The following is a 23,238-nucleotide window of genomic DNA, read 5'->3' as shown; positions in this document are numbered from 1 at the left end:
AGTCTAGCGGCCCGGGCCCCGGCCCAGGCGTGCGCGGCGGCCCTCGACGCTCAGGCCCTCGCGCGCGATCCGGCCGACGACGTCCACGAGCAGCCGCCGCTCGACGACCTTGATGCGCTCGTGCAGCGTCTCCTCGGTGTCGTCGTCGGCCACCGGCACCGTCTCCTGCGCGATGATCGGCCCGGCGTCGACGCCCTCGTCGACGACGATCACCGAGCACCCGCTGACCTTGACCCCGTAGGCGAGGGCGTCCCGCACGCCGTGCGCCCCGGGGAACGACGGCAGCAGCGCCGGGTGCGTGTTGACCGTCCGGCCGCCGAACCGGCCGAGGAACGTCGCGCCCACCAGCTTCATGAACCCCGCCGCGACCACCGTGTCGGGCGAGAAGACGCCCACCGCCTCGGTGAGCGCGCGGTCCCAGGTCGCGCGGTCCGGGAAGTCCCGCAGCGCGACGACGGCCGTGGGCACGCCCGCGTCGCGCGCCCGGTCGAGCGCCGCGATCCCGGGCCTGTCCGAGACCACGCCCACGACGCGGGCGCCGTACGCCGGGTCGCTGTGCGCGTCGAGGAGGGCGCCGAGGTTGGACCCCCCGCCGGAGACGAGCACCACCAGGCGGTGCGTCGGTACCGAGGCGCGGTCGGGCGGGGGCGGGCCGGGCTGCGAGGAGGACGTCACGCCGGGCAACCTACCGGCCCGGCCCGCACCGCACCGGCGCACGTCCACCCGCGACGTGCGCGAGAATGGCGCCATGGCCAACCCGTGGGCACCGCCGGACCCGTCGTCGCCCCCCGGGCAGCAAGGGGCCGGTCAGCCGACGCCCGAGCAGCTCCCCGAGATGCCCACGGGGGCCTCCGGACCGACGCCCGGTGCGCCGACCCCGCACGGGCCGGTGCCCCCGGCACAGCCCGGGCCGCCGCACGCGCCGCACCCGTCCCCCCCGCCCGATCCGGCGGGCGTCGCGAGCGCCACCCGCACGGCCGCCTGGACCGCCGCGGCGCTGCTCGCCTCGGTGCTGCTCGTCGGCGCCTCGTGGCCGGCCATGCTCGGCGCACCGGTCGCCGCGGTCGCCGGGCTCGTGCTCGCGATCGTCGCCGTCGTCCGCGCCGCCCGCGCCCGCGCCCGGGGCCCGGTGATCGTGCTGCCGGTCGTGCTCATCGTGGCAGCCCTCGCCTGGGTGGCCATCAGCGCCCAGACCCTGCTCTACGTGGACGCGGCCCAGGAGTACGCGCGGTGCGAGCGGGCGGCCCTCACCCAGCAGGCGCAGCGCGGGTGCGCGACCCAGCTCGAGCTGGACATGCGCGAGCGGCTGACGTCCGTGCTCGGACGCCTGGGCGTCCCCACCCCGCCCTGACGTCCCACCGGGGGCGCCTCAGCCCGTCACGTCACCCCGTCAGGTGTCGGACGCGGCGCCCGGCGCGGCGTCGGGCACGCCTGCCGGCACGGCACCGCGCCGCCGCGCCCACCGGTCCTGCACCGCGTCGCGCACGGCACGGTCGGACGGCACGGCCGCGACCGCCACGCCACCCCCGACCCCGGCGGCGACGACCAGACCCACCCACCACGGGTGGGCACCGACCTGCGCCATCCGCCCCGGGCCGGCGGCACCGCCGGCCACGGCCACGAGCAGGGCCGCCAGGATCCCAGCGACCAGCGCGGCGACCCCCACGGCCACCGCGACGTCCCGGGGCCGGACCGGCTCGAGCCACCGGTGGACGGCGAGCCCGGCGAGGACGCCGACACCCACGACGAGCAGCGGTGCGAGCAGCACGGCCCCACCGTGCGCGTCCGGCAGCGCCCCGAGCAGCGGCAGCGCGGGCATCGGCCCCCCCACCACCTCGGAGGGCGCGAAGCGCGTACCCGCCCCGACGGCGAAGCCCGGACCGGCGATCCACGCCAGTGCCCACACGACGAGGTTGGGCACGAACGCGAGCTCGGCGAGGGCGAGCACGATGCCGCCGACCGCGTCGAGCGACAGGCCGCGGGCCACGTCGACGACCGTCGCACGGCCCGCGAGCACCCACAGCGTCGTCAGCAGCGCGGCGAGCGCCACGAGGCCGGCCGCGGCGAGCACGCCGGCCCGCACACCCACCGCCACGGGGGCCGGGAGCCGGTCACCGAGCGGTGCGACGACCCGCCCCCACGGGGGCGCCTCGGGACGCCGCAGCAGACCGGCACCGATGCCCAGGCCACCGACCAGCAGGCCGCCGACGAGCGCCCGCAGCACCCCCGCCGCACCCGCACCGACGACGAGCGCGACGAGCCCGGTGACGCCCGCGTAGCCGCCGATCGAGGCGAGGGCGCCGCTGCGGGTCGCGTGGCCCGAGCGGCGCGCCGAGGCGTAGCAGGTGAACAGGGCCAGCACCGTCAGCCCCAGCGGGACGACGGACACGACCACGCCACCGAGGCCCGCGGGCACGCCGTGCGCGAGCAGCCACAGGTTGGTCGCCACGACGACCGCACGGGTCCACCCCACGTCGGCGTTGGCGGGGTCCGCCGACGTCGCGACGAACACCGCGATCGCGGGCACCGCGAGCGTCAGCAGCGACAGCGCCGCGGCCTGCACGGCCGTGAGCACGCCGATCGCCCACCGGGGGGCGCCGTCGATCGTCGACGTGAAGAACGTCGGGCGCGGGTCGTCCTGCAGGACGCGACGGGCGCGCCCCGCGACGGGGACGGGACCGGTGGACAGGGGCACCCGCCCATGGTGACCGGTGCGCCCAGCGCGGCGCCGGACCCGGGCCCGGCGCGTCGCCGCCCCGCCGCCCGGGTCCCGGACGCACCGCGGCCCCGGTCCGTGGGGACCGGGGCCGCGGGTGGGACGGACGTCTCAGGCGCCGAGCAGCTCGCGCGCCAGCCGTGCCGTCTCGGACGGCGTCTTGCCGACCTTCACGCCGGCGGCCTCGAGGGCCTCCTTCTTGGCCTGCGCGGTGCCCGACGAGCCGGACACGATCGCGCCCGCGTGGCCCATGGTCTTGCCCTCGGGGGCGGTGAACCCGGCGACGTAGCCGACGACCGGCTTGGTGACGTGCTCGGCGATGTAGGCCGCCGCCCGCTCCTCGGCGTCGCCGCCGATCTCGCCGATCATCACGATGACCTCGGTCTCGGGGTCGGCCTCGAACGCGGCGAGGGCGTCGATGTGCGTGGTGCCGATGATCGGGTCGCCGCCGATGCCGATGGCCGTGGAGAACCCGAAGTCCCGCAGCTCGTACATCATCTGGTAGGTCAGGGTGCCGGACTTGGAGACCAGGCCGACCTTGCCGGGGCCCGTGATGTCGGCGGGGATGATGCCGACGTTCGACTTGCCGGGGCTGATCAGGCCGGGGCAGTTGGGGCCGATGAGCCGCACGCCCTTCTCCTGCGCGTAGGAGAAGAACTCGGCCGTGTCGGCCACGGGGACGCCCTCGGTGATGATGACGGCCAGCGGGATGCCCGCGTCGACGGCCTCGACGACGGCGCCCTTGGTGTGCGCCGGCGGGACGAAGATGACGGAGACGTCGGCGCCGGTCGCCGCGATGGCCTCGGCCACCGACCCGAACACCGGCACGTCGACGTCACCGAACGTGACGGACGTGCCCGCCTTGCGCGGGTTGACGCCGCCGACGACGTTCGTGCCGGACGCGAGCATGCGGGTCGTGTGCTTCTGGCCCTCCGAACCCGTCATGCCCTGGACGATGACCTTGGAGTCCTCGGTGAGGAAGATCGCCATGTGGAGTCTGCTTCTCTCTGCGTCGGGGGTCTCAGGCGGCGGCGTGCGCCAGGCGGGCAGCCGTGTCGGCGCCGCCGTCCATCGTGTCGGCGAGCGTGACGAGCGGGTGCCCGGCCTCGGCGAGGATGCGCCGGCCCTCGACGACGTTGTTGCCGTCGAGCCGCACGACGAGGGGCTTCGACGCCTCGTCCCCGAGGATCTGCAGGGCGGCGACGATGCCGTTGGCCACGGCGTCGCAGGCCGTGATCCCACCGAACACGTTGACGAACACGGACTTCACCTGCGGGTCCGTGAGGATGATGTCGAGGCCGGCGGCCATCACCTCGGCCGAGGCGCCGCCGCCGATGTCGAGGAAGTTGGCGGGCCGCACCCCGCCGTGCGCCTCACCGGCGTACGCGACCACGTCGAGGGTGCTCATGACGAGGCCCGCGCCGTTGCCGATGATGCCGACCTCGCCGTCGAGCTTGACGTAGTTGAGGTCCTTCTCCTTGGCGCGCGCCTCCAGCGGGTCCGCGGCGGCCGCGTCCTCGAGGGCCGCGTGGTCCGGGTGCCGGAAGTCCGCGTTGGCGTCGAGGGTGACCTTGCCGTCGAGGGCGACGACCTGGCCGTCCTCCGTGAGGACGAGCGGGTTGACCTCGACCAGCGTGGCGTCCTCCTCGTCGTACACGCGCCACAGCTTCTGCAGGACGTCGGCGACCTGGCCCGCGATCTCCGGGGCGAAGCCCGCGGCCGCGACGATCTCGTCCGCCGTCGCCTGGTCGATGCCCGTGCGCGGGTCGACCGCGACCTTGGCGAGCGCCTCGGGACGCTCGACCGCGAGCTGCTCGATCTCCACGCCGCCCTCGACCGAGGCCATCGCCAGGTAGCGACGCTCGGCGCGGTCCAGCAGGAGCGAGAAGTAGAACTCCTGGGCGATCTTGGCGCCGGCCGCGACCATCACGCGGTGCACCGTGTGGCCCTTGATGTCCATGCCGAGGATCTCGCCCGCCGTCGCGGCGGCCTCGTCGGCCGAGCGTGCCAGCTTGACGCCCCCGGCCTTGCCGCGGCCACCGGTCTTGACCTGCGCCTTGACGACGACGACGCCGCCCTCGGGCGGGAGCAGCTGCTCGGCTGCCGCGCGGGCCTCCTGTGGCGTCGTGGCGACGATGCCGCCGAGCACGGGCACGCCGTGCTTCTCGAAGATGTCACGTGCCTGGTACTCGAACAGGTCCACCTGGTCCGGTTTCCTCTCGTCGACCGCGTGCAGCGGCCCGGTGCGGCCGCATCGCCCGGACGATCGTATCGCCGGGACCGAGGTCCCTCGACATCAAGACACTGTGGCCGCGCTCACCACCGCCCGCCCGGACCGCCGTCGGCGGTGAACACCCGACGACGAGGCGTCGACCGCACCGTGAACGCGGCCGCTCCCGGGCGGAGCCGGTGGCAGGATCGCCCGTCGTGACCTCGCCCTACCTGCGCGGCGACCTCGCTCCGCCGCCGCGCACCCTGCTGGACGTCCTCGACGCGACCGTCGCCGCGCACCCGGACGCCCCCGCCCTGGACGACGGCCGCACCGTCCTCACGTACGCCGAGCTGGCCGTCCACGTCCGCGAGGGGGCCGCGCGCCTCGCCGCGCAGGGCGTGCGGCGCGGTGACCGCGTCGGCATCCACGTGCCCTCGGGCACCACCGAGCTCTACACGGCGATCCTCGCGGTCCTCGCGGCGGGCGCCGCCTACGTCCCGGTCGACGTGGACGACCCCGAGGAGCGCGCCCGCACCGTGTTCCGGGAGGCCGGCGTCGTGCGGGTGCTCGGGGAGGGTGACCTCGCGGCCGAGCCCGACGACCGGCGCCGGGCGGCCGCCACGAGCGTGCCCGCTCCCCCGCCCCCCGAGCCGCAGGACGACGCCTGGATCATCTTCACCTCCGGCTCGACGGGCGTCCCCAAGGGCGTCGCGGTCCGGCACCGGTCCGCGGCGGCGTTCGTCGACGCCGAGGCCCGGGTCTTCCTGCAGGACGCGCCGCTGGGCCCCGGCGACCGGGTCCTCGCCGGCCTGTCCGTCGCGTTCGACGCGTCCTGCGAGGAGATGTGGCTGGCGTGGCGGCACGGCGCGTGCCTCGTGCCCGCGCCGCGCGCGCTCGTGCGCACCGGCATGGACCTCGGACCGTGGTTGGTCGCCCAGCGCATCAGCGTCATCTCGACCGTCCCCACGCTGGCCGGGCTGTGGTCCGCCGACCAGCTCGACGGCGTCCGGCTCCTGATCTTCGGCGGCGAGGCCTGCCCCCCGGAGCTGGTCGCCCGCCTCGCGACCCCCGGGCGCGAGGTGTGGAACACGTACGGGCCCACCGAGGCGACCGTCGTCGCGTGCGCGGCCCTGCTCGACGGCACCGGCCCGGTGCGCATCGGCCACGCGCTCGACGGCTGGGACCTGGCCGTGGTCGGCCCCGACGGCGCCCCCGTGGACGAGGGCGGGACCGGCGAGCTCGTGATCGGCGGCGTCGGGCTCGCGCGCTACCTCGACGAGGCGCGCGACGCCGAGCGCTTCGCCCCGGCGCCGGGCCTCGGCTGGGAGCGCGCGTACCGCAGCGGCGACCTCGTGCGGTACGAGCACGCCGGGCTCGTGTTCGTCGGGCGGGCGGACGACCAGGTGAAGATCGGCGGCCGGCGCATCGAGCTGGGCGAGGTCGACGCCGCCCTGGGTGCGCTGCCCGGCGTGGGTGCCGCCGCGGCCGCCGTCCGACGCACACCGGCCGGCACGTCCGTGCTCGTCGGCTACCTCGCCGCCCTGCCCGGCGCGCAGGTCGACCTCGACGCGGCGCGGTCCGCGCTGCGCGACGTGCTGCCCGCCGCGCTCGTGCCCCTCCTCGCCGTGGTCGAGGAGATCCCCACCCGCGGGTCGGGCAAGGTCGACCGCGACGCCCTGCCCTGGCCGCTCGTCGGCGCACCCGGCGCCGACCCCGGGCCCGCGGCGGACCTCGACCCGACGCAGGAGTGGGTGGCCGGGTGCTGGACCGCGGCCCTGGGCACGGCGGTCCAGGGCCCCGACGACGACTTCTTCGCCGCCGGGGGCGGCAGCCTGGCCGCGGCGCAGCTCGTGTCCGCGCTGCGCGCCCGCTACCCGACCGCGACGGTGGCCGACGTCTACGAGCACCCGCGGCTCGGCGCCCTGGCGCGCCGGCTCGACGAGCTCACGCCCGCGCCCGTGCAGGACGCGCACGTGCCGGCCCCCACGCCCGCGCGGGCCCGGGCCGTGCAGGTCCTGCTCGGGCTGCCGCTGGCGGTGCTCGTCGGGCTGCGCTGGGTCACGTGGGCCCTGGGGGCCGACGCCGCGCTCGCGGCCGCCGGCGTCGCGTGGGCACCGCCCGTGCCCGGGGCGGCGTGGTGGTTCGCCGCCGGCTGGGTGCTGCTGGTCAGCCCGCTGGGACGCATGGGGTCGACCGTGCTGGTCGCGCGCACGCTGCTGCGCGGCGTCACCCCCGGCCGCTACCCGCGCGGCGGCGGGGTGCACCTGCGGCTGTGGTTCGCCGAGTCGTGGGCCGTCGCGGCAGGCGCGGGCAACCTGTCGTGCGCCCCGTGGAACGCGGTGTACGCCCGCGCGCTCGGTGCCCGCGTGGGCGCGGGCGTCGACCTGCACGCGCTGCCGCCCGTCACGGGCCACCTGGTCCTCGGGGACCGGTGCGCGATCGAGCCGGAGGTCGACCTGTCGGGCCACTGGCTCGACGGGGACGTCCTGCAGGTGGGCCGCGTCCGCGTCGACAAGCGCGCCACGGTCGGCACCCGCAGCACGCTGGGGCCCGGCAGCCGCGTGGGCCAGGGCGCCGAGGTCGCACCCGGCACCGTCGTCACCGGGTCGGTGCCCCCCGGCGAGCTGTGGGCCGGCTCGCCCGCCGTCTTCGAGGGACCCGCGCGCAAGCGCTGGCCCCGGCAGCGCCCGCCGCGCGGCCGACGCTGGATCCCGGTCTACGGCGCGAGCGCCGCGCTGCTGGCGTCCCTGCCGCTGGCCGCGCTCGCGACCGGCCTCGCGGTCGTCGCGGGCGCCACCCGCGGGGCACCCGACGTGGTCGCGGCCGCCGTCGCGGCGCTGCCCGTGCTGCCCGTCGGCGCCCTCGCGTCCGCGCTGGTCCTGCTGACCACCACGTGGGCCGCGGCACGGCTGCTCGCCACGGGGCTCGAGCCCGGGGCCTACCCCGTCCGCTCGGCGAGCGGCTGGCGCGCGTGGGCCACGCTGCGGCTCATGGACGACGCCCGCACCCAGCTGTACCCGCTGTACGCGAGCAGCGCGACACCCGCGTGGCTGCGTGCCCTGGGTGCCCGGGTCGGCCGCGACGTCGAGGCCTCGACCGTGCTGCTGCTGCCGTCGATGACGCGCATCGGCGACGGCGCGTTCCTCGCCGACGACACCCTCATCGGCTCGTACGAGCTGGGCGGCGGGTACCTGCGCGTCGAGCCCGCGAGCATCGGCAAGCGCGCCTTCCTCGGCAACTCCGGCATGATCGCGCCCGGGCGTGCGGTGCCGGCGCGCGGCCTCGTCGCCGTGCTGTCCGCGACGCCCGAGCGTGCCAAGAAGGGCACGTCGTGGCTGGGCTCGCCGCCGCAGCGCCTGCGGCGGGTCACCGGCGACGCCCCCGACGAGCGCACGTACGCGCCTCCCGCGCGGCTGCGGGTCGCGCGGGCGCTCGTCGAGGTGTGCCGTCTCGTCCCCGTCGTCCTGTCGTTCGCCCTCGCGGTCGGGATGCTGCTCACGCTGACCCACGTGCTCGGCACGCACGGCGTGCTCGTCGCCGCGCTCGCGTCCCCCGTCGCGGTGCTGGGTGCCGCCGTGCTCGCGTGCGGGGCCGCCGTCGTCGCCAAGTGGGCGCTCGTCGGGCGCATCCGCGCGGGCGAGCACCCGCTGTGGAGCTCGTTCGTCTGGCGCAACGAGCTGGCCGACGCGTTCGCCGAGGTCCTGGCCGTGCCCTGGCTGGGCCCGGCGACGCTCGGCTCACCCGCCCTGACCTGGTGGCTGCGCGCCCTGGGCGCGCGCATCGGGCGCGGGGCGTGGCTGGAGACGTACTGGCTGCCGGAGGCCGACCTGGTGCACGTCGGGGACGGCGCCACGGTGAACCGCGGTTGTGTGCTCCAGACGCACCTGTTCCATGATCGTGTCATGAGCCTCGACACGGTGCGGATCGGCGCGGGCGCCAGCCTCGGGCCCCACGGGGTGGTGCTGCCGGCGGCGCACCTCGGAGACGGGGCGAGCGTCGGCGCGTCGTCGCTGGTGCTGCGCGGCGACGCCGTGCCCGCCGGGTCGCGCTGGGCGGGCAACCCCATCGCCCCCGCATGAGCGGGTTGCGCCCGTCCCGCGAGCGTCCCGCGACCGACGACGCCGACCCGTACCTGCCGGGGCGGCCCGACCCCGGCTTCACGGTGCAGTCGTACGACCTCGACCTGGACTACCGGGTCGCGACCAACCGCCTCGACGGCGTCGCCGAGGTCGCGGCCACGACGACGCGCCCGCTCGAGGAGGTCCGGCTCGAGCTCACCGGGCTCCGGGTGGGCGACGTGCGCGTCGACGGCGCACGACCGGCACGCTGGCGGCAGCAGCCGCGGCACCTCACGGTGCGCCTCGCGTCCGCGCTGCCCGCGGGGGCGTCGTTCACGGTGCGGGTCGCGTACCAGGGGCAGCCGCGGCCGCTCGTCGGGCGCTGGGGCGACGTGGGCTGGGAGGAGCTGACCGACGGCGTCATCGTCGCCGGGCAGCCCGACGGCGCCCCGTCGTGGTTCCCCTGCCACGACAGCCCGGGCGACAAGGCCGCGTTCCGGGTCGCGGTGAGCGCCGAGGCCCCGTACACCGTGGTCGCCAACGGCGTGCGGACGCAGCGGACCGCGCGCGCCGGGCGCGTGCGGTGGGTGTACGAGCAGCCCGAGCCGACCGCGCCCTACCTCGCGGCGGTGCAGGTCGGCCGGTACGACGAGCTCCTGCTGGCGGGCGGTCCCGTGGTGCAGCGCGCGTACGTGCCGCGCCCCCTGGTGGCGCGGGCGCGCGCGGACCTGGCGCGTCAGCCGCAGATGATGACGCTGTTCACCGAGCTCTTCGGGCCGTACCCGTTCGCCGAGTACGCGGTCGTCGTCACCGCCGACGACCTCGAGGTGCCGCTCGAGGCGCAGGCGATGTCGACGTTCGGCGCCAACCACGTCGACGGGCGCGGCACCTGGGAGCGGCTCGTCGCGCACGAGCTCGCGCACCAGTGGTTCGGCAACAGCCTGACCGTGGGCACCTGGCGCGACATCTGGCTGCACGAGGGGTTCGCGTGCTACGCCGAGTGGCTGTGGTCCGCGGCCTCGGGCGGGCAGGACGCCGACACGCTGGCCCGGGCCTCGCACGCGCGGCACGCCCGGCTGCCGCAGGACATCGACGTCGCCGACCCCGGCCCGGACCGGATGTTCGACGACCGGGTCTACCAGCGTGGCGCCCTGGTGCTGCACGCGCTGCGGCTCGACCTTGGCGAGGAGGCCTTCGCGCGGCTGCTGCGCACGTGGGCCGTCACGCACCGGCACTCCACGGTCGACACGGCCGCGTTCGTCGCGTGCGCCTCGTCCGTCGCCGGCAGGCCCGTCGACGCGCTGGTCCGGCGGTGGCTCGCCGCACGGCTCCCCGCGTGGCCCGCGTGAGCGACCAGCGGGACCGCGTCCTGGCGCAGGTCGCCGCCGCCGTCCCCGACCCGCGCAGGCTCGGCAGGCCCGTGCGGGTCGCGGTCGACGGGGTGGACGGTGCGGGCAAGACGACGCTCGCCGACGAGCTGGCGGGCGTGCTGCGGGCACGCGGGCAGCGTGTGCTGCGCGCGTCGGTCGACGGCTTCCACCGGCCCGCGGTCGAGCGGTACCGCCGCGGACGCACGAGCCCCGAGGGCTTCTTCCTCGACTCCTACGACCTCGACGCGTTCCACCGGGTGCTGCTCGATCCCCTGGCCCCGGGGTCCGAGCGGCCCCGGCGCGTGCGCACGGCCGTGCACGACCTCACGACGGACGCCGACCCCGGCACCCCGTGGGTCGACGTCGAGGACGCGACGGTGCTGCTCGTCGACGGCATCTTCCTGCACCGTGACGAGCTGGCCGACGTGTGGGACCTCTCGGTGTGGCTCGACGTGCCCGCCGAGGTGACGTTCGCGCGGATGGCCGAGCGCGACGGCTGCCCGCCGGACCCGCTCGACCCGGCGAACGCCCGCTGCCGCGAGGGCCAGCTGCTCTATCTCGCGGCGTGCTCGCCCACGGAGCGTGCCGACCTGGTGATCGACCACGCCGACCCTGCCCGGCCGCGTCTGCTGCACGCGCCCTGACGTGGCCGCCCGTCCCTACAGCTTGGTCACCGGGGAGTACCGCAGCAGCAGGCGCTTCTCGCCGTTCGTGCCGAAGTCGATCTTGGCGACCGCGTTCTGACCCGCCCCCTCGAGCGCGACGACCGTCCCCAGCCCGTAGGCGTCGTGCGTGACCTTGTCGCCGACGGCGAGGTCGGGGACGGCGGCACGGGGTGTCGCCGAGCCGAACGAGGCCCCGGTGCGCGGCAGCGGCTCGCGCTTCTCGGTGCGGACCGGACCGCTGCTCGACCCGGAGCCGCCGCGCTCGCCCCACGACGACCCGCCGCGTGCACCGCCGCCGGACCCGAAGCCCGAGCCCCATCCGCCGCGCAGCCGCGACGTCGAGGACTCCCGGCGGCGCCAGTCCACGAGGTCGTCGGGGAGGTCGTCGAGGAAGCGGCTGGGCGGGAACTCGTTGGGCACGCCCCAGGCGGTGCGCACCGCGGCGCGTGACACGTACAGGCGCTGCCGCGCGCGCGTGAGCCCGACGTACGCCAGGCGCCGCTCCTCCGCGAGCTGGTCCGGGTCGGCCAGGGAGCGCATGTGCGGGAAGGTGCCGTCCTCCATGCCGGTGAGGAACACGACGGGGAACTCGAGGCCCTTGGCGGTGTGGAGCGTCATGAGCGTCACCACGCCCGCGTCGCGCGCCGCGGCGGCGGTCGCGGCGTCGTCGGCGCCGTCCGGCACGGGGATCTGGTCCGAGTCCGCGACGAGGGACACGCGCTCGAGGAAGTCGGTGAGGGTCCCCTCGGGCTCGGCCTGCTCGAACTCGGCGGCGACCGCGTGCAGCTCGGCGAGGTTGTCGACGCGTGAGCCGTCCTGCGGGTCGTCGCTGCCGCGCAGCGTCGTGAGGTAGCCGCTGCGGTCGAGGGCGGCGCCGAGCACCTGGGCGGGTCCGGCGCCGGACGCGGCGAGGTCGCGCAGCTCGTCGAGCATCCCGGCGAACGCGCGCAGCCCGGTGAGCGCGCGCGTCCCGAGGCCGGGCACCTCGTCGAGGCGCGTGAGGGCGGCACCGAACGAGATGCGCTCCCGCTCCGCGTAGGAGGCGACCATGGCCTCCGACCGGTCCCCCAGCCCGCGCTTCGGCTCGTTGAGGATGCGTCGGGTGCTCACGTCGTCGTCGGGGTTGGCGATCGCCCGCAGGTACGCGACGGCGTCCTTGATCTCCTTGCGCTCGTAGAAGCGCGTGCCGCCGACGACCTTGTAGGGAAGCCCGACGCGGACCAGCACCTCCTCGAGCGCACGCGACTGCGCGTTGGCCCGGTAGAAGATCGCGACGTCGCCGGGCCGCACGCCGTCGGTGTCGCCGAGCCGGTCGATCTCCTCGGCGACGAACCGCGCCTCCTCGTGCTCGGTGTCCGCGACGTACGCGACGATCTGCGCGCCGGCACCGGAGTCGGTCCACAGGCGCTTGGCCTGGCGTCCGGAGTTCTTGCTGATGACGGCGTTGGCGGCCGAGAGGATGGTCTGCGTCGAGCGGTAGTTCTGCTCCAGCAGGATCGTGGTGGCGTCCGGGTAGTCGGCCTCGAACTCCATGATGTTGCGGATCGACGCCCCGCGGAACGCGTAGATCGACTGGTCGGCGTCACCGACGACGGTCAGCTCGCCGCGCCCGACGCCGTCGCCGTCCTGCGCCCCGACGCCCGCGAGCTCGCGCACCAGCACGTACTGCGCGTGGTTGGTGTCCTGGTACTCGTCGACCAGGACGTGCCGGAACCGGCGGCGGTAGTGCTCGGCGACCTGCGGGAACGCCTGCAGCAGGTGGACGGTGCGCATGATGAGGTCGTCGAAGTCCAGGGCGTTGGCCTGCTGCAGCCGCTGCTGGTAGCGCGTGTAGACCTGCGCGAGGACCGTGTCGAACTCGTCGGCCTTCCCGCCGCCGTTGCTGGCGGCGAACGCGTCGGGGTCGACGAGCTCGTCCTTGAGCGCGGAGATCTTGTGCCCCAGCGCCTTGGCCGGGTACCGCTTGGGGTCCAGCTCGAGCTCGCGGGCGACGAGCGTCAGCAGCCGCTGCGAGTCGGCCTGGTCGTAGATCGAGAAGCTCGTGCGCAGCCCCAGCGTCGCGGCCTCGCGCCGCAGGATCCGCACGCACGCGGAGTGGAACGTCGAGACCCACATGCGCTGCGCCGACGGCCCGACGAGGTGCTCGACGCGCTCGCGCATCTCGGCGGCCGCCTTGTTGGTGAACGTGATCGCGAGGATCTCGCCCGCGCGCGCCCGGCGCGTGGCCAGCAGGTGCGCGATGCGGTGCGTCAGCACACGCGTCTTGCCCGACCCGGCACCCGCGACGATGAGCAGCGGCCCGCCCCCGTGCAGCACGGCCGCGCGCTGCTGCGGGTTGAGCCCGTCGAGCAGCGCGGCGGCACGGGTCGCGTCGGCGGCCGCGCGGTCCGCGGCCTGCGCGTCGTGCGGGTCGGCGGGGTCGTCGTCCCGCGGCGGGACGACCAGCGGCAGCCCGGAGGACTCCCCGGCGTGCGAGCGCGCGACGGCGGCGCGCGCGTCGGGCGCCGGGACGGGCGCTCCGGGGACGGGCAGGGCGAGGCTCTCGAACAACGACGTCATGGCACCTCCCAGCCTAGGCGCCGCCACCGACATCCCGGCGCCGGCGTGCCCGCGTCAGCGTGCGACGAGCGCCACCACCCACACCCCGACGACCAGCATCGCGGTGGCCAGCTCCACGAGGATCGTCAGGCCGGTCGCCTGCAGGGCGCGCACCGTCGCACGCCAGGCCGTCCGGGTGTCGCGCGCGCGCAGCCACTCGACGAGGAAGACGGCACCGACGAAGAAGAGGAACAGCCCGACCACCGGGACGACGAAGAACCCGACGACACCCGCGACCGCCCCCCACGCGAGGGTGCTGCTGCGCACGCCGGAGCGCTGCAGGTGGCGCCCCGCGACGAGGTACTTCACCACCTGCCCCGCGGCGGTGAGCAGCACGGCGACGACGGCGACCGTCCACCCGAGACCGGTGCCCTGCAGCGCGCCCCACAGCGTCACGGCACCGCCGACGAGGAAGGCCCCGGGCAGCACCTGCACGACCACGCCGACCAGCCCGACGACGACGAGGACCGTCACGAGCAGGTCGAGCTCCGCGGCCCAGTCGATCGTCACGGACGTGAGGCTAGCGACTCGCGCCCGGCGGCGCCGGTCAGCGCCAGAGGACGGCGACCGCGACGTTCAGCGCGGTGAGGCCCGCGATCGCCCCGAGGTACCCGCGCGTCACGCGCCGGGGCTGCCGGTGCCCGACGACCACCAGCGCGGTCACGACGAGGGCGACGACGAGCTTGACCGCGATCTTGACGTGGTCGGGCGCCTGGCCCGCCACGCCCGACGACGCGAGCCCCACGAGCACCAGGCCGGTCAGCAGCGCCGTCAGCACCCCGTGCAGGGCGCCCGGCGTGAGCGTCGCCTTCCGCAGGCCGGCCAGCACGCCACCGAACACCATCGCCCACCCGAGGAGGTGGAGCACCACGAGCACCCCGTACACGACGTCCATGCGCACCACCCTAGACGATCTGACGTCCCGTCAGATCCGCTGCCGGACGCGCACCGGACCCCGCCGCCGGCGGCCCGCTAGCCTCGGGCACGGCCCCGCACCGACCCGCACGGGCCGGCACGGCTCGCACGACCACGGATGACACGGACGACACGGACCACCAGGGGGCGCGCATGACCGGCACGACCGACGACCCGGCCACGGGCGCCACGCTCGACGTCGAGGCCCTGGTCGCCCGCGCCCGCGCCGCGGCCGGCCCCGACGGGCGCGCGGCCGTCGGCACCATCGCCGACTGGGAGACCTTCCCCTTCGAGCGGGAGGGCCTGCGGCTGCGCGCGCTCGAGGACCCGGTCGTGCCCGAGCCGCCGCGGCAGGACGAGGACGCGAGCACCTGCTCGCGGTGCGCGCAGGACGACGCGCGCTTCGCGTGGACGGACGACACGTGGGTGCTCAGCGCGCCCCGCCCGGTCAGCGTCCCGACGCTCGTCCTGGGCCCCCGCGCGCACGGGGACCTGGGCGACCTCGACGACGAGGCCGCGGGCGAGCTGGGCCGCATGATCGTGCGCGTCGAACGTGCCCTGGCCGCCGTCCCCGGCGTCGGCCGGGTGCACGTGCACCGCTGGGGCGACGGCAACGGGCACCTGCACGTCTTCTTCTTCGCCCGGCCCGAGGGCATGGTGCAGCTGCGCGGCCTGGTCATGCCGCTGTGGACGCACCACCTGCCCGCCCTTCCCGACGACGAGTGGGACGCCGTCGTCGCGTCGGTCGTCGCCGCGCTGGACGCGGGCACCGCCCCCCGCTGAGCCGGGCAGGCCGGCTCAGAGCAGGCGACGCGCCGCCGCCCACCGGGTCAGCTCGTTGCGGTTCGACAGCTGCAGCTTGCGCAGCACCGCGGACACGTGCGTCTCGACGGTCTTCACCGAGATGAACAGCTCGCCCGCGACCTCGCGGTACGTGTACCCGCGCGCGATGAGCCGCATCACCTCGCGCTCGCGCGCCGAGAGCCGGTCCAGCTCGTCGTCGCCCGTCGCGACGTCGCCCGCCGCCGCACCGAAGGCGTCGAGCACGAAGCCGGCGAGCCGCGGAGAGAACACCGCGTCGCCGCCCGCGACCCGCAGCACGGCGTCCGAGAGCGCCGTCGCGTCGATCGCCTTCGTCACGTAGCCGCGCGCACCGACGCGGATGACGGCCACGACGTCCTCGGCCGCGTCGGACACCGACAGCGCGAGGAACCGGGTCCCGGGCACGTCGACGCAGCGCCGCACGACCTCGGCGCCACCCCCGCCGTCACCACCGGGCAGGTGGACGTCGAGCACGACCACCGGGGGCCGCAGGTCGTGGACCACCTGCACCGCCTCGTCGACCGTCGCCGCCTCACCCACCACGCGCACGCGGGCGTCGAGGGACGCCTTCACGCCCGCACGGAACATGTGGTGGTCGTCGACCAGCACCACGTCGACCGGTTCGTTCACGCCTCGCGCTCCTCGTCCTCGTCCGGGCCCCTGCCGGACCCGCCGCCGCCGACGGGCATGCACAGGTGGACCTCGGTGCCCCGCTCGGGGCTGCTCGTCACACGTGCGGTGCCGCCACGGCGCCGCACGCGTCCCATGATCGACTCCCGGACGCCGAAGCGGTCGGGACCGACGTCGTCCAGGTCGAACCCCTCGCCGCGGTCCCGCACGAAGACCTCGACGGACTGCGGACCGACCTCCAGGTACAGCGACACCGGCGGCCGGCCGTGCACCACGGCGTTGACGAGGGCCTCGCGCGTGGCCTGCAGCAGCGCGAGGGTGTCGGGCTCGGGGACACGGTCGCCCACGACGACGACGTCGACCGCCACGGGCTCGCCGCCCGGACCCGAGCGTGAGTCCTCGACCTCGGCGACGACCGCACGCAGGGCCCCGACCAGCGACGTCCCCGGCTCGTGACGGTCGTCGTACAGCCACTCGCGCAGCTCGCGCTCCTGCGCGCGGGCCATGCGGGCGACGTCGGCCGGGTCGTCGGCGCGCGCGCGGATGAGCGCGAGCGTCTGCAGCACCGAGTCATGCAGGTGCGCCGCGATGTCCGCCCGCTCGGCCTCCCGGGCGCGGGCCGCCCGCTCGTCCCCCAGCTCGCGCACGAGCCGCACCCACCACGGCGCCATGACCAGCCCCACACCCAGCAGCACCGCCAGCGCCGCGACGCCGGACTGCACCAGCAGCATCGGCTCGACGCCCTGCCCGACGGCCTGACCCGCGATCAGCAGCACCCCGGCCGCGGCGAGCAGCCCGCCGCCGATGAGCCGCAGGACGCTGATGCGGCGTCCGTCCGCCCGGCCGTGCTGGACCGCGTCGAGCTGGCTCCAGGCGAGGGCGACGCCGACGAGCACCACCAGCACGGGCAGCGCCCACGGCGCGTCGAGGCGCGCACCCGACCGCATCGCGACCAGCACGCCGGCCGTCACCACGAGCAGCGCGCCCAGCGCGAGCTCCGCCCACGGGATGCGCCGCCCGTCGGCACGCAGCGCCTGGCGGCGGGCGAGCCGCTGCAGCGCGCTGGGCCGTCCGGACGCCGCCGCCACGGCCGGGTCGCCCACGGGCACGGTGAGCCACCAGAACACGTAGAGCGCCAGGCCGACGCCCGCGACGGGCACGAGCGCGACGAGCACGACGCGCACGAGCCCGACCGGCAGGTCGAGGTGCGCCGCCAGCCCCGTCGCGACCCCGGCGAACCACCTCCCCCGCTCCGGGCGGCGCAGCGGCAGACGGACGCGCACGGGCGCGCCGGCCTGCGCGGTGGCGCCGTACGGTGCAGTGGTCACGCACTGATCGTCACACGCGGGGGGACGCCCGGGCGTGCACCCGGGCGAGGTTCAGGGTCGCGGAGCGGGACCTGGGGGTCGGCCCCAGGGTCGGGTCAGGGGTGGTCCCCGATGTGTGCGGCACCGCCGGCGTCCAGGATCGAGCCATGGACACGCAGACTCCCGCCGGCCCCGACGCCGGCACGCCGGGCACGACGCCCGGCCCGGGTCCCGGACCGCACCCGGGCACCACGCCCCCGCCCGCCCCCCACGCCTTCTGGGCCGGGGTGCGCCGCACGGGGCTGTACCGCTCCGACGAGCGCTGGGTCGGCGGGGTCGCCGGCGGCCTGGCCGCGCGCGTCGGGGTCGACCCACTCATCGTGCGCGGCCTGCTGGCCGTGACGTTCCTCGTCGGCGGGCTCGGGCTCGTGCTCTACGGGGTGGCCTGGGCGCTCCTGCCGGACGCCCGGGACAACCGCATCCTGCTCGAGCGGCTCGGCGCGGGCGACGCCGACGGCGCCCTGCTCGGCTCCCTCGCGTTCGTCGTCGTCGGCCTCGCCCGCGGCGACGGCTGGTGGTGGTTCTGGGACGGCGGCGGCGCCCTGGGCGGCGTCCTGTGGCTCGCGTGCGTCGTCGGCGTGGTCGCCCTGGTCGTGACCGCCGTGCAGCGTCGTCAGCCCGGCACGTGGCAGGCGCCCGCGTGGTCGCCCGGCGCGCCGGGTGCTGGTGCCACGCCCGGCTCGGCCCCGACGGCCGGCGCCGCCGCGGCGCCCGTGACGTGGGCGTCCACGGCGACGGCCGCCATGCCCGTGCCGCCCGCGCCACCGGTGCCGCCGGTGCCCGGCGGACCGCCCGCGCCGCCCTACCCGCCGTACCCGCCGTACGCGTCGTACGGCAGCGCGCCCGTCCCGCCCGCTCCCCCGGTCCCGCCCCGACCGCCGCGCCGCAGCGCGGACGCCGTCACGGTCGGCACCGTCATCGGGCTGAGCGTGGTCACCCTGGGCGTGCTCCTGCTCGCCGAGCGGGTCGGCGCGTTCTCCGGCCCCGTGGGGCTCACCGCGGGCGGCGTCGCGCTGGCCCTGGCGGGTCTGGGCATCGTGACCCTCGGCCTGCGGGGTCGCAGCAGCGGGTTCGTCGGCTTCCTCGCCGTCGCCGGCGCCCTGGTGTGGGTCCCGACGGCCCTGGTGCACCAGACCGACTGGTCGGACACCGTCCGGGGCTGGGAGGGCCAGGCCCGGGACGTCACCGTCACGAGCCGCGAGGACGCGCGCAGCGGCTTCGATCTCGGTGCGGGCACCTCCCGCATCGACCTGACCGGCGTCCCGCTGGACGACTCCGTGCTGCGGGTGCCGATCTCGATCGGCGCCGGGCAGCTCACGGTCGTCGTCCCGCAGGAGGCGGCCGTGCGTGCGAACGTCACGGCCGGCATCGGCTCGGTCCGCTTCGAGTCGGACGACGACGTGCAGGAGCAGAGTGGCGTCGGCCTCGGGGACCTGACCTACGAGGACGACGCCGCCGCCGCCGGTTCACCGAACCTCGTGCTCGACATCTCGTCGGGCGTCGGCGAGGTCCGCATCATCGAGGAGGCCGCATCATGAGCACCGCCACCACCCCCGAGGACCAGCCCGTCACGGGCACGTCCGACGCCACGTCCGACGTCACGTCCGACACCACCCCGCCGGTCCACCGGACCGGGGTCCGGGTGGGGACGGTCGCCTGGGGCCTGATCGTCGTGCTCGTCGGCGTCGGCGTCCTCATCGTCGCCGCCGGGTACACGATCGACGTGCAGCTCGCCGCGATCGTGCTCCTCATCGCCGCGGGCGTCGCGCTCATCGTCGGGCCGCTGGTCCAGGGCCTGCGCCGCGGCCGGGCGGGCGAGCGCTGAGCGACGGCCCGCCCGCCGGGGCGGGGCCACCGCACACGACCGAGGACCGGTACCCGTAACGGGTACCGGTCCTCGGTCGTCTGCCGTGCGGTCCGCTCACCGGTCCGCGCGGTGCGGCCCGTGGAGGGTTCGGGCGCTCGGACGGACTAGGCGGCGGGCGGGACGCCGATCGGCGACTCCAGCCGGACGGCGATGCGGCGCAGCGCCTCGCCGGTGATGATGAAGACGACGCCGAGGCCGAAGACCAGGAGCGACACCCCGAAGGCCAGCACCGAGGTGAACAGCGACGCCCGCAGGAACGACCCGTTCATGACGGTGGCGCGGGCCGGGTCGTCGCGGTCGAGCTGCGCGTAGGTCTTGCCGCCGGAGCCCTCGAGCGCGTGGTGGTTGATGATGTCAGCCTGTGCCCACGCCTCCCAGGGCGTGTCGACCAGCTCACCGGCGAAGGCCGCGGCGTCGTCGGCGACGGTGACCTGCTCGGCGCGGAGGTTGCCGGCGACGAGGAGCCAGGTGGCGGTACCGGAGACGGCGAACAGGCCGCCGAAGGCGAGCACGATGATCGCCAGCACCTTGAGGTGGCCCGGCTTGGACTGGACTGCTGCGTTCGACATCTCGATCTCCCCGATCGGTACGTACTGGACCCCCACGTGACCGGAGGTCCGGCCCGGTGAGCCATGTGCTCACGTGAACAGCGTCGTCGCAGGTCGGGCCGATGTGGTGGGACCCTGGTCCCGCACGGGGGTCGCAGTGATCACCCGTCCGGGTGACGCACCGACGCTACCCCGGACCTAGGGCCCGGGGCAGGTGCGTCACCTGGGCCGGGTCGCGGCCGCGCCGTCGGCGCGGACGAGCCGGGACGCCCGGGCGTACTGGGCGTCGGCCGCGGCCAGCACGTGCTCCCACCCGAACGGCGGCGGCACCGTGGCGGCCCGCTCCCGCATCCTCGCCAGCAGGGCACGGTCCTCGGCGAGCAGCACGACCGCCTCGGCCATCTCGGCGTCGTCGGCGACGAGGAACCCGTCCAGTCCGTCGGTGACGAACTCCCCGACGCCCGTCCCGGCGTGCGCGAGCACCGCCAGCCCGGCCGTGCGCGCCTCGAGGGCGGCGATGCCGAACGACTCGAGGCGGGCCGGCGCGAGGAACACGTCGGCGTCGCCGTACGCCGCGCGGACGTCCGCGCGCGCCAGACGACCGCGCAGGTCCACGACGTCCTGCAGCCCGGCGGACGCCACGCGTGCCCGGACCGCGTCGCGCGCCGGACCGTCCCCGATCAGGGTGACCCGCAATGCTCCCGGAGGCAGGCGCCGGGCCGCCGCGGCGACGACGTCGACCAGCGGCACGGCACGCTTGCGGGGCGCCAGGCGCATCGTCGCCACCAGGTGCAGCGGCGCGGCCGGGTCCCCGCCCGCACCCGTCGCGCCCGGCTCCGGCGCCCACGCCGCGACGTCGATGCCGTTGGGCACCACGTCGACAGGGGCGTCGAACAGGGCGCGCACCCGCTGCGCCGCCTCCCCGCTGACGGCGCTGAGCGCCGCCGGCAGGTGCCGCCAGGCGGTGCGCCGCACGAGGGGCCGGCCGATCCCGAGCGTGCCGTCGAGCATGCAGTGCCACGTGATCGCCGTCGGGTACCGCGCCGCGGTGGCGACGCGCACGCCGTCGAACGCGAACGGCGAGACCACGCCGGCGTGCACGTGGACGGCGTCGGGCCGCACGTCCCCCAGCGCCGACCGCAGGAGGCCGGGACCGGCGACGGGGTTGACAGGCAGGTCGAACGGGAGGCGCGCACCGAGCCGGTGCACGTGCACGCCCTCCTCGATGTCGACGACCCCGCCGCGCTCCCCGCCCTCGCCGAGCGTCGCCGTCAGGACGTGGACCTCGTGACCCGCCCGCACCTGGTGCCGCGCCAGGTCGCCGACCTGCGTCTCGATGCCGCCCGTCCGGGGGGCGAAGCAGTCGGAGACGTGGACGATCCGCACGCGTCGGGTCCCCGCGTCAGGCCTGCGGCCCGGCGGCCGCGTCGATGCGCTGCCGGGCGTCCGCGTGCACGCGACGCTCGAGCACGAACGACATGACGGGCACGACCCCCGCCGCCGCCATGGTGACCAGGCGCCCGAGCCGCCAGCGGAGGGTCGACCACAGGTCGAAGACCGTGACGAGGTACACGACGTACACCCACCCGTGCACCATCGCGACGATCCGCGCCGCCTCGTTGCGCCAGTCGCCCTCGACGTTGAACCCCGGCAGCTGGAGCACGTACTTGAGGACCATCTCGACGCACAGGACCAGCAGCATCACGCCGGTGATCCACGCCATCACCCGGTAGCGCGACAGCGACCTGCGGGCCTTGTGGCCCCAGGCGGTCGCCTCGGGTGCGCGGGCCCCCGTCGGGGCGGTCGTCGGTCCGTCGTCCACGCTCGTCCTCTCGTCCGTGCCGCTCACTCCCACTCGATCGTGCCCGGCGGCTTGCTCGTCACGTCCAGCACCACCCGGTTGACCTCGGGGACCTCGTTGGTGATGCGGGTCGAGATGGTCGACAGCACGTCGTAGGGCAGGCGCGTCCAGTCGGCCGTCATGGCGTCCTCGGAGGACACGGGACGCAGCACGACCGGGTGCCCGTAGGTGCGGCCGTCGCCCTGCACGCCCACCGAGCGCACGTCGCCCAGGAGGACGACGGGGCACTGCCAGATCTCACGGTCCAGGCCCGCGCGCGTCAGCTCCTCGCGGGCGATCGCGTCGGCGGCGCGCAGCGTCTCGAGACGCTCGGCGGTGACCTCCCCCACGATCCGGATCCCCAGCCCGGGGCCGGGGAACGGCTGGCGCCACACGATGACCTCGGGCACGCCCAGCTCCAGGCCGACGGCGCGGACCTCGTCCTTGAACAGCGTGCGCAGCGGCTCGACGAGCCGGAACTGCAGGTCGTCCGGCAGCCCGCCGACGTTGTGGTGCGACTTGATGTTCGCCGCGCCCTCACCGCCGCCGGACTCCACGACGTCCGGGTACAGCGTGCCCTGCACGAGGAACTCGACGGCCTCGCCGTGCGCGCCCGCGTCCTCGACGACCTCGCGGGCGGCGTCCTCGAACACGCGGATGAACTCGCGGCCGATGATCTTGCGCTTCGTCTCCGGGTCGGACACGCCCGCGAGCGCGGTGAGGAACCGCTCGCGCGCATCGACGACCTTGAGCTGCACCCCCGTCGCGGCCACGAAGTCCTGCTCGACCTGCTCCGCCTCGCCCGCCCGCAGCAGGCCGTGGTCGACGAACACGCACGTGAGCTGGTCCCCCACGGCACGCTGCACGAGCGCGGCCGCGACGGACGAGTCGACGCCGCCGGACAGCCCGCAGATCACCCGTGCGTCGCCGACCTGGGCGCGGATGCGCTCGACCTGCTCGGCGATGACGTTGCCCGGGTTCCAGTCGGGCGCCAGGCCGGCGCCGCGGTACAGGAAGTTCTCGATGGCGGCCTGGCCCAGCGGGGAGTGCTTCACCTCGGGGTGCCACTGCATGCCGTAGAGGCGACGCTCACGGTCCTCGAACGCGGCGACGGGGCTGCCGGCGCTCGTCGCGAGCACCTCGAAGCCCTCGGGCGCGGCGTGCACGGCGTCGCCGTGGCTCATCCAGACGGTCTGCGCGTCGGGACTGCCGTCCAGCACGGTGCCGGGGGCGGTGACCTCGACGGCCGTCCCGCCGTACTCGCGCTGCCCGGTCTGCGCCACCGTGCCACCCAGGGCCTGCGCCATCGCCTGGAAGCCGTAGCAGATGCCCAGCACGGGCACGCCGGCCTCGAACAGCTCCGGGCCGACGAACGGCGCACCGGCCGCGTACACCGAGGACGGGCCGCCGGACAGGATGATCGCCGCCGGGTCCTTGGCCAGGATCTGCTCGACGCTCGCGGTGTGCGGCACGATCTCGGAGTAGACGTTCGCCTCGCGCACGCGACGCGCGATGAGCTGCGCGTACTGGGCGCCGAAGTCGACGACGAGGACCGGGCGGTGCGTCGTGGGCTGGGGGGGCGTGGCGGGCTCGGGGGTCTGCGTCACGCGGACCAGCCTAGTCGGCGACG

20 protein-coding genes are annotated in these 23,238 nt (G+C 76.0%); 7 read left to right on the top strand and 13 right to left on the bottom strand.

Going from position 1 to position 23,238, the window contains the following annotated elements; genetic code table 11:
* Positions 1-3 precede the first annotated feature (3 nt).
* Entirely contained in the window at positions 4-675 is a 672-nt protein-coding gene (gene purN / locus Cph01nite_RS04370; RefSeq protein ID WP_239069019.1) for a phosphoribosylglycinamide formyltransferase, read from the bottom strand.
* Between the two features lie 73 nt (positions 676-748).
* Here purN and Cph01nite_RS04365 point away from each other — a divergent pair, with 73 nt between their 5' ends.
* Positions 749-1,351, top strand: a complete 603-nt coding sequence (locus tag Cph01nite_RS04365; RefSeq protein WP_203671438.1) for a hypothetical protein — start codon at positions 749-751, stop codon at positions 1,349-1,351.
* A 39-nt stretch (positions 1,352-1,390) separates the two neighbouring features.
* Here the strand turns inward: Cph01nite_RS04365 and Cph01nite_RS04360 are convergent, their stop codons facing one another.
* The 3 genes from Cph01nite_RS04360 to sucC form a co-directional block, all read right to left on the bottom strand.
* On the bottom strand, positions 1,391-2,695 hold the full coding sequence (locus tag Cph01nite_RS04360; RefSeq protein ID WP_239069018.1) for a cell division protein PerM: 1,305 nt from the start codon (positions 2,693-2,695) through the stop codon (positions 1,391-1,393).
* 132 nt (positions 2,696-2,827) lie between these two features.
* Positions 2,828-3,706 carry a succinate--CoA ligase subunit alpha gene (gene sucD, locus Cph01nite_RS04355; protein ID WP_203671436.1) on the bottom strand — a complete coding sequence of 293 codons (879 nt, stop codon included), beginning with the start codon at positions 3,704-3,706 and terminating at the stop codon, positions 2,828-2,830.
* 31 nt (positions 3,707-3,737) lie between these two features.
* Entirely contained in the window at positions 3,738-4,919 is a 1,182-nt protein-coding gene (sucC, locus tag Cph01nite_RS04350; RefSeq protein ID WP_203671434.1) for an ADP-forming succinate--CoA ligase subunit beta, read from the bottom strand.
* Between the two features lie 224 nt (positions 4,920-5,143).
* Between sucC and Cph01nite_RS04345 the strand changes: the two genes are divergently transcribed.
* Genes Cph01nite_RS04345 through Cph01nite_RS04335 form a run of 3 tightly spaced genes read left to right on the top strand, consistent with a single transcriptional unit; the run spans position 5,144 to position 11,000 of the window.
* Complete coding sequence (locus Cph01nite_RS04345) at positions 5,144-9,007, top strand: Pls/PosA family non-ribosomal peptide synthetase (RefSeq protein WP_203671433.1); 3,864 nt, start codon at positions 5,144-5,146, stop codon at positions 9,005-9,007.
* Complete coding sequence (locus Cph01nite_RS04340; protein ID WP_203671431.1) at positions 9,004-10,335, top strand: M1 family metallopeptidase; 1,332 nt, start codon at positions 9,004-9,006, stop codon at positions 10,333-10,335. The genes Cph01nite_RS04345 and Cph01nite_RS04340 overlap by 4 nt, the downstream gene beginning before the upstream one ends.
* Positions 10,332-11,000: a nucleoside/nucleotide kinase family protein gene (locus Cph01nite_RS04335; RefSeq protein WP_203671429.1), complete on the top strand. Its 669-nt coding sequence runs from the start codon at positions 10,332-10,334 to the stop codon at positions 10,998-11,000. Before Cph01nite_RS04340 ends, Cph01nite_RS04335 begins: the two co-directional genes overlap by 4 nt.
* A gap of 15 nt (positions 11,001-11,015) precedes the next feature.
* Here the strand turns inward: Cph01nite_RS04335 and pcrA are convergent, their stop codons facing one another.
* The 3 genes from pcrA to Cph01nite_RS04320 are packed head-to-tail and all read right to left on the bottom strand — an operon-like array spanning position 11,016 to position 14,514.
* On the bottom strand, positions 11,016-13,580 hold the full coding sequence (gene pcrA, locus Cph01nite_RS04330; RefSeq protein ID WP_203671427.1) for a DNA helicase PcrA: 2,565 nt from the start codon (positions 13,578-13,580) through the stop codon (positions 11,016-11,018).
* A gap of 54 nt (positions 13,581-13,634) precedes the next feature.
* Positions 13,635-14,129 carry a DUF456 domain-containing protein gene (locus tag Cph01nite_RS04325; RefSeq protein ID WP_203671425.1) on the bottom strand — a complete coding sequence of 165 codons (495 nt, stop codon included), beginning with the start codon at positions 14,127-14,129 and terminating at the stop codon, positions 13,635-13,637.
* A 37-nt stretch (positions 14,130-14,166) separates the two neighbouring features.
* Positions 14,167-14,514, bottom strand: coding sequence for a hypothetical protein (locus Cph01nite_RS04320; RefSeq protein WP_203671423.1), 348 nt, complete (start codon positions 14,512-14,514; stop codon positions 14,167-14,169).
* A 173-nt stretch (positions 14,515-14,687) separates the two neighbouring features.
* Between Cph01nite_RS04320 and Cph01nite_RS19215 the strand changes: the two genes are divergently transcribed.
* Complete coding sequence (locus Cph01nite_RS19215) at positions 14,688-15,317, top strand: HIT family protein (RefSeq protein ID WP_203671420.1); 630 nt, start codon at positions 14,688-14,690, stop codon at positions 15,315-15,317.
* Between the two features lie 15 nt (positions 15,318-15,332).
* On the opposite strand, the gene Cph01nite_RS04310 is transcribed toward Cph01nite_RS19215, so the two are convergent.
* Both Cph01nite_RS04310 and Cph01nite_RS04305 read right to left on the bottom strand, forming a co-directional pair.
* On the bottom strand, positions 15,333-15,944 hold the full coding sequence (locus Cph01nite_RS04310; protein ID WP_239069029.1) for a LuxR C-terminal-related transcriptional regulator: 612 nt from the start codon (positions 15,942-15,944) through the stop codon (positions 15,333-15,335).
* 38 nt (positions 15,945-15,982) lie between these two features.
* On the bottom strand, positions 15,983-17,314 hold the full coding sequence (locus Cph01nite_RS04305) for a sensor histidine kinase (protein WP_239069017.1): 1,332 nt from the start codon (positions 17,312-17,314) through the stop codon (positions 15,983-15,985).
* Positions 17,315-17,460: 146 nt separating this feature from the next.
* On the opposite strand from Cph01nite_RS04305, the gene Cph01nite_RS19210 reads away from it, so the two are divergent.
* Both Cph01nite_RS19210 and Cph01nite_RS04295 read left to right on the top strand, forming a co-directional pair.
* Positions 17,461-18,891: a PspC domain-containing protein gene (locus Cph01nite_RS19210; protein ID WP_203671416.1), complete on the top strand. Its 1,431-nt coding sequence runs from the start codon at positions 17,461-17,463 to the stop codon at positions 18,889-18,891.
* Positions 18,888-19,178: a hypothetical protein gene (locus Cph01nite_RS04295; RefSeq protein ID WP_203671414.1), complete on the top strand. Its 291-nt coding sequence runs from the start codon at positions 18,888-18,890 to the stop codon at positions 19,176-19,178. The genes Cph01nite_RS19210 and Cph01nite_RS04295 overlap by 4 nt, the downstream gene beginning before the upstream one ends.
* Before the next feature lie 146 nt (positions 19,179-19,324).
* Here Cph01nite_RS04295 and Cph01nite_RS04290 read toward each other — a convergent pair whose 3' ends face one another.
* From Cph01nite_RS04290 to guaA, 4 genes are all read right to left on the bottom strand, one after another.
* Positions 19,325-19,789 (bottom strand): aromatic ring-opening dioxygenase LigA, encoded by a 465-nt coding sequence (locus Cph01nite_RS04290; RefSeq protein ID WP_203671412.1) that lies wholly within the window; start codon positions 19,787-19,789, stop codon positions 19,325-19,327.
* A 198-nt stretch (positions 19,790-19,987) separates the two neighbouring features.
* Positions 19,988-21,154, bottom strand: a complete 1,167-nt coding sequence (locus Cph01nite_RS04285; protein WP_203671410.1) for a glycosyltransferase family 4 protein — start codon at positions 21,152-21,154, stop codon at positions 19,988-19,990.
* A 16-nt stretch (positions 21,155-21,170) separates the two neighbouring features.
* Entirely contained in the window at positions 21,171-21,590 is a 420-nt protein-coding gene (locus Cph01nite_RS04280; protein ID WP_373307540.1) for a DUF3817 domain-containing protein, read from the bottom strand.
* Between the two features lie 23 nt (positions 21,591-21,613).
* Positions 21,614-23,215, bottom strand: coding sequence for a glutamine-hydrolyzing GMP synthase (gene guaA / locus Cph01nite_RS04275; protein WP_203671408.1), 1,602 nt, complete (start codon positions 23,213-23,215; stop codon positions 21,614-21,616).
* Positions 23,216-23,238 lie beyond the last annotated feature (23 nt).

This window comes from Cellulomonas phragmiteti (assembly GCF_016862775.1).
Classification (GTDB): Bacteria; Actinomycetota; Actinomycetes; order Actinomycetales; family Cellulomonadaceae; genus Cellulomonas; species Cellulomonas phragmiteti.
The sequence above is the reverse complement of the archived record's forward strand: the minus strand, read 5'-3'. Positions and strand labels throughout refer to the sequence as shown.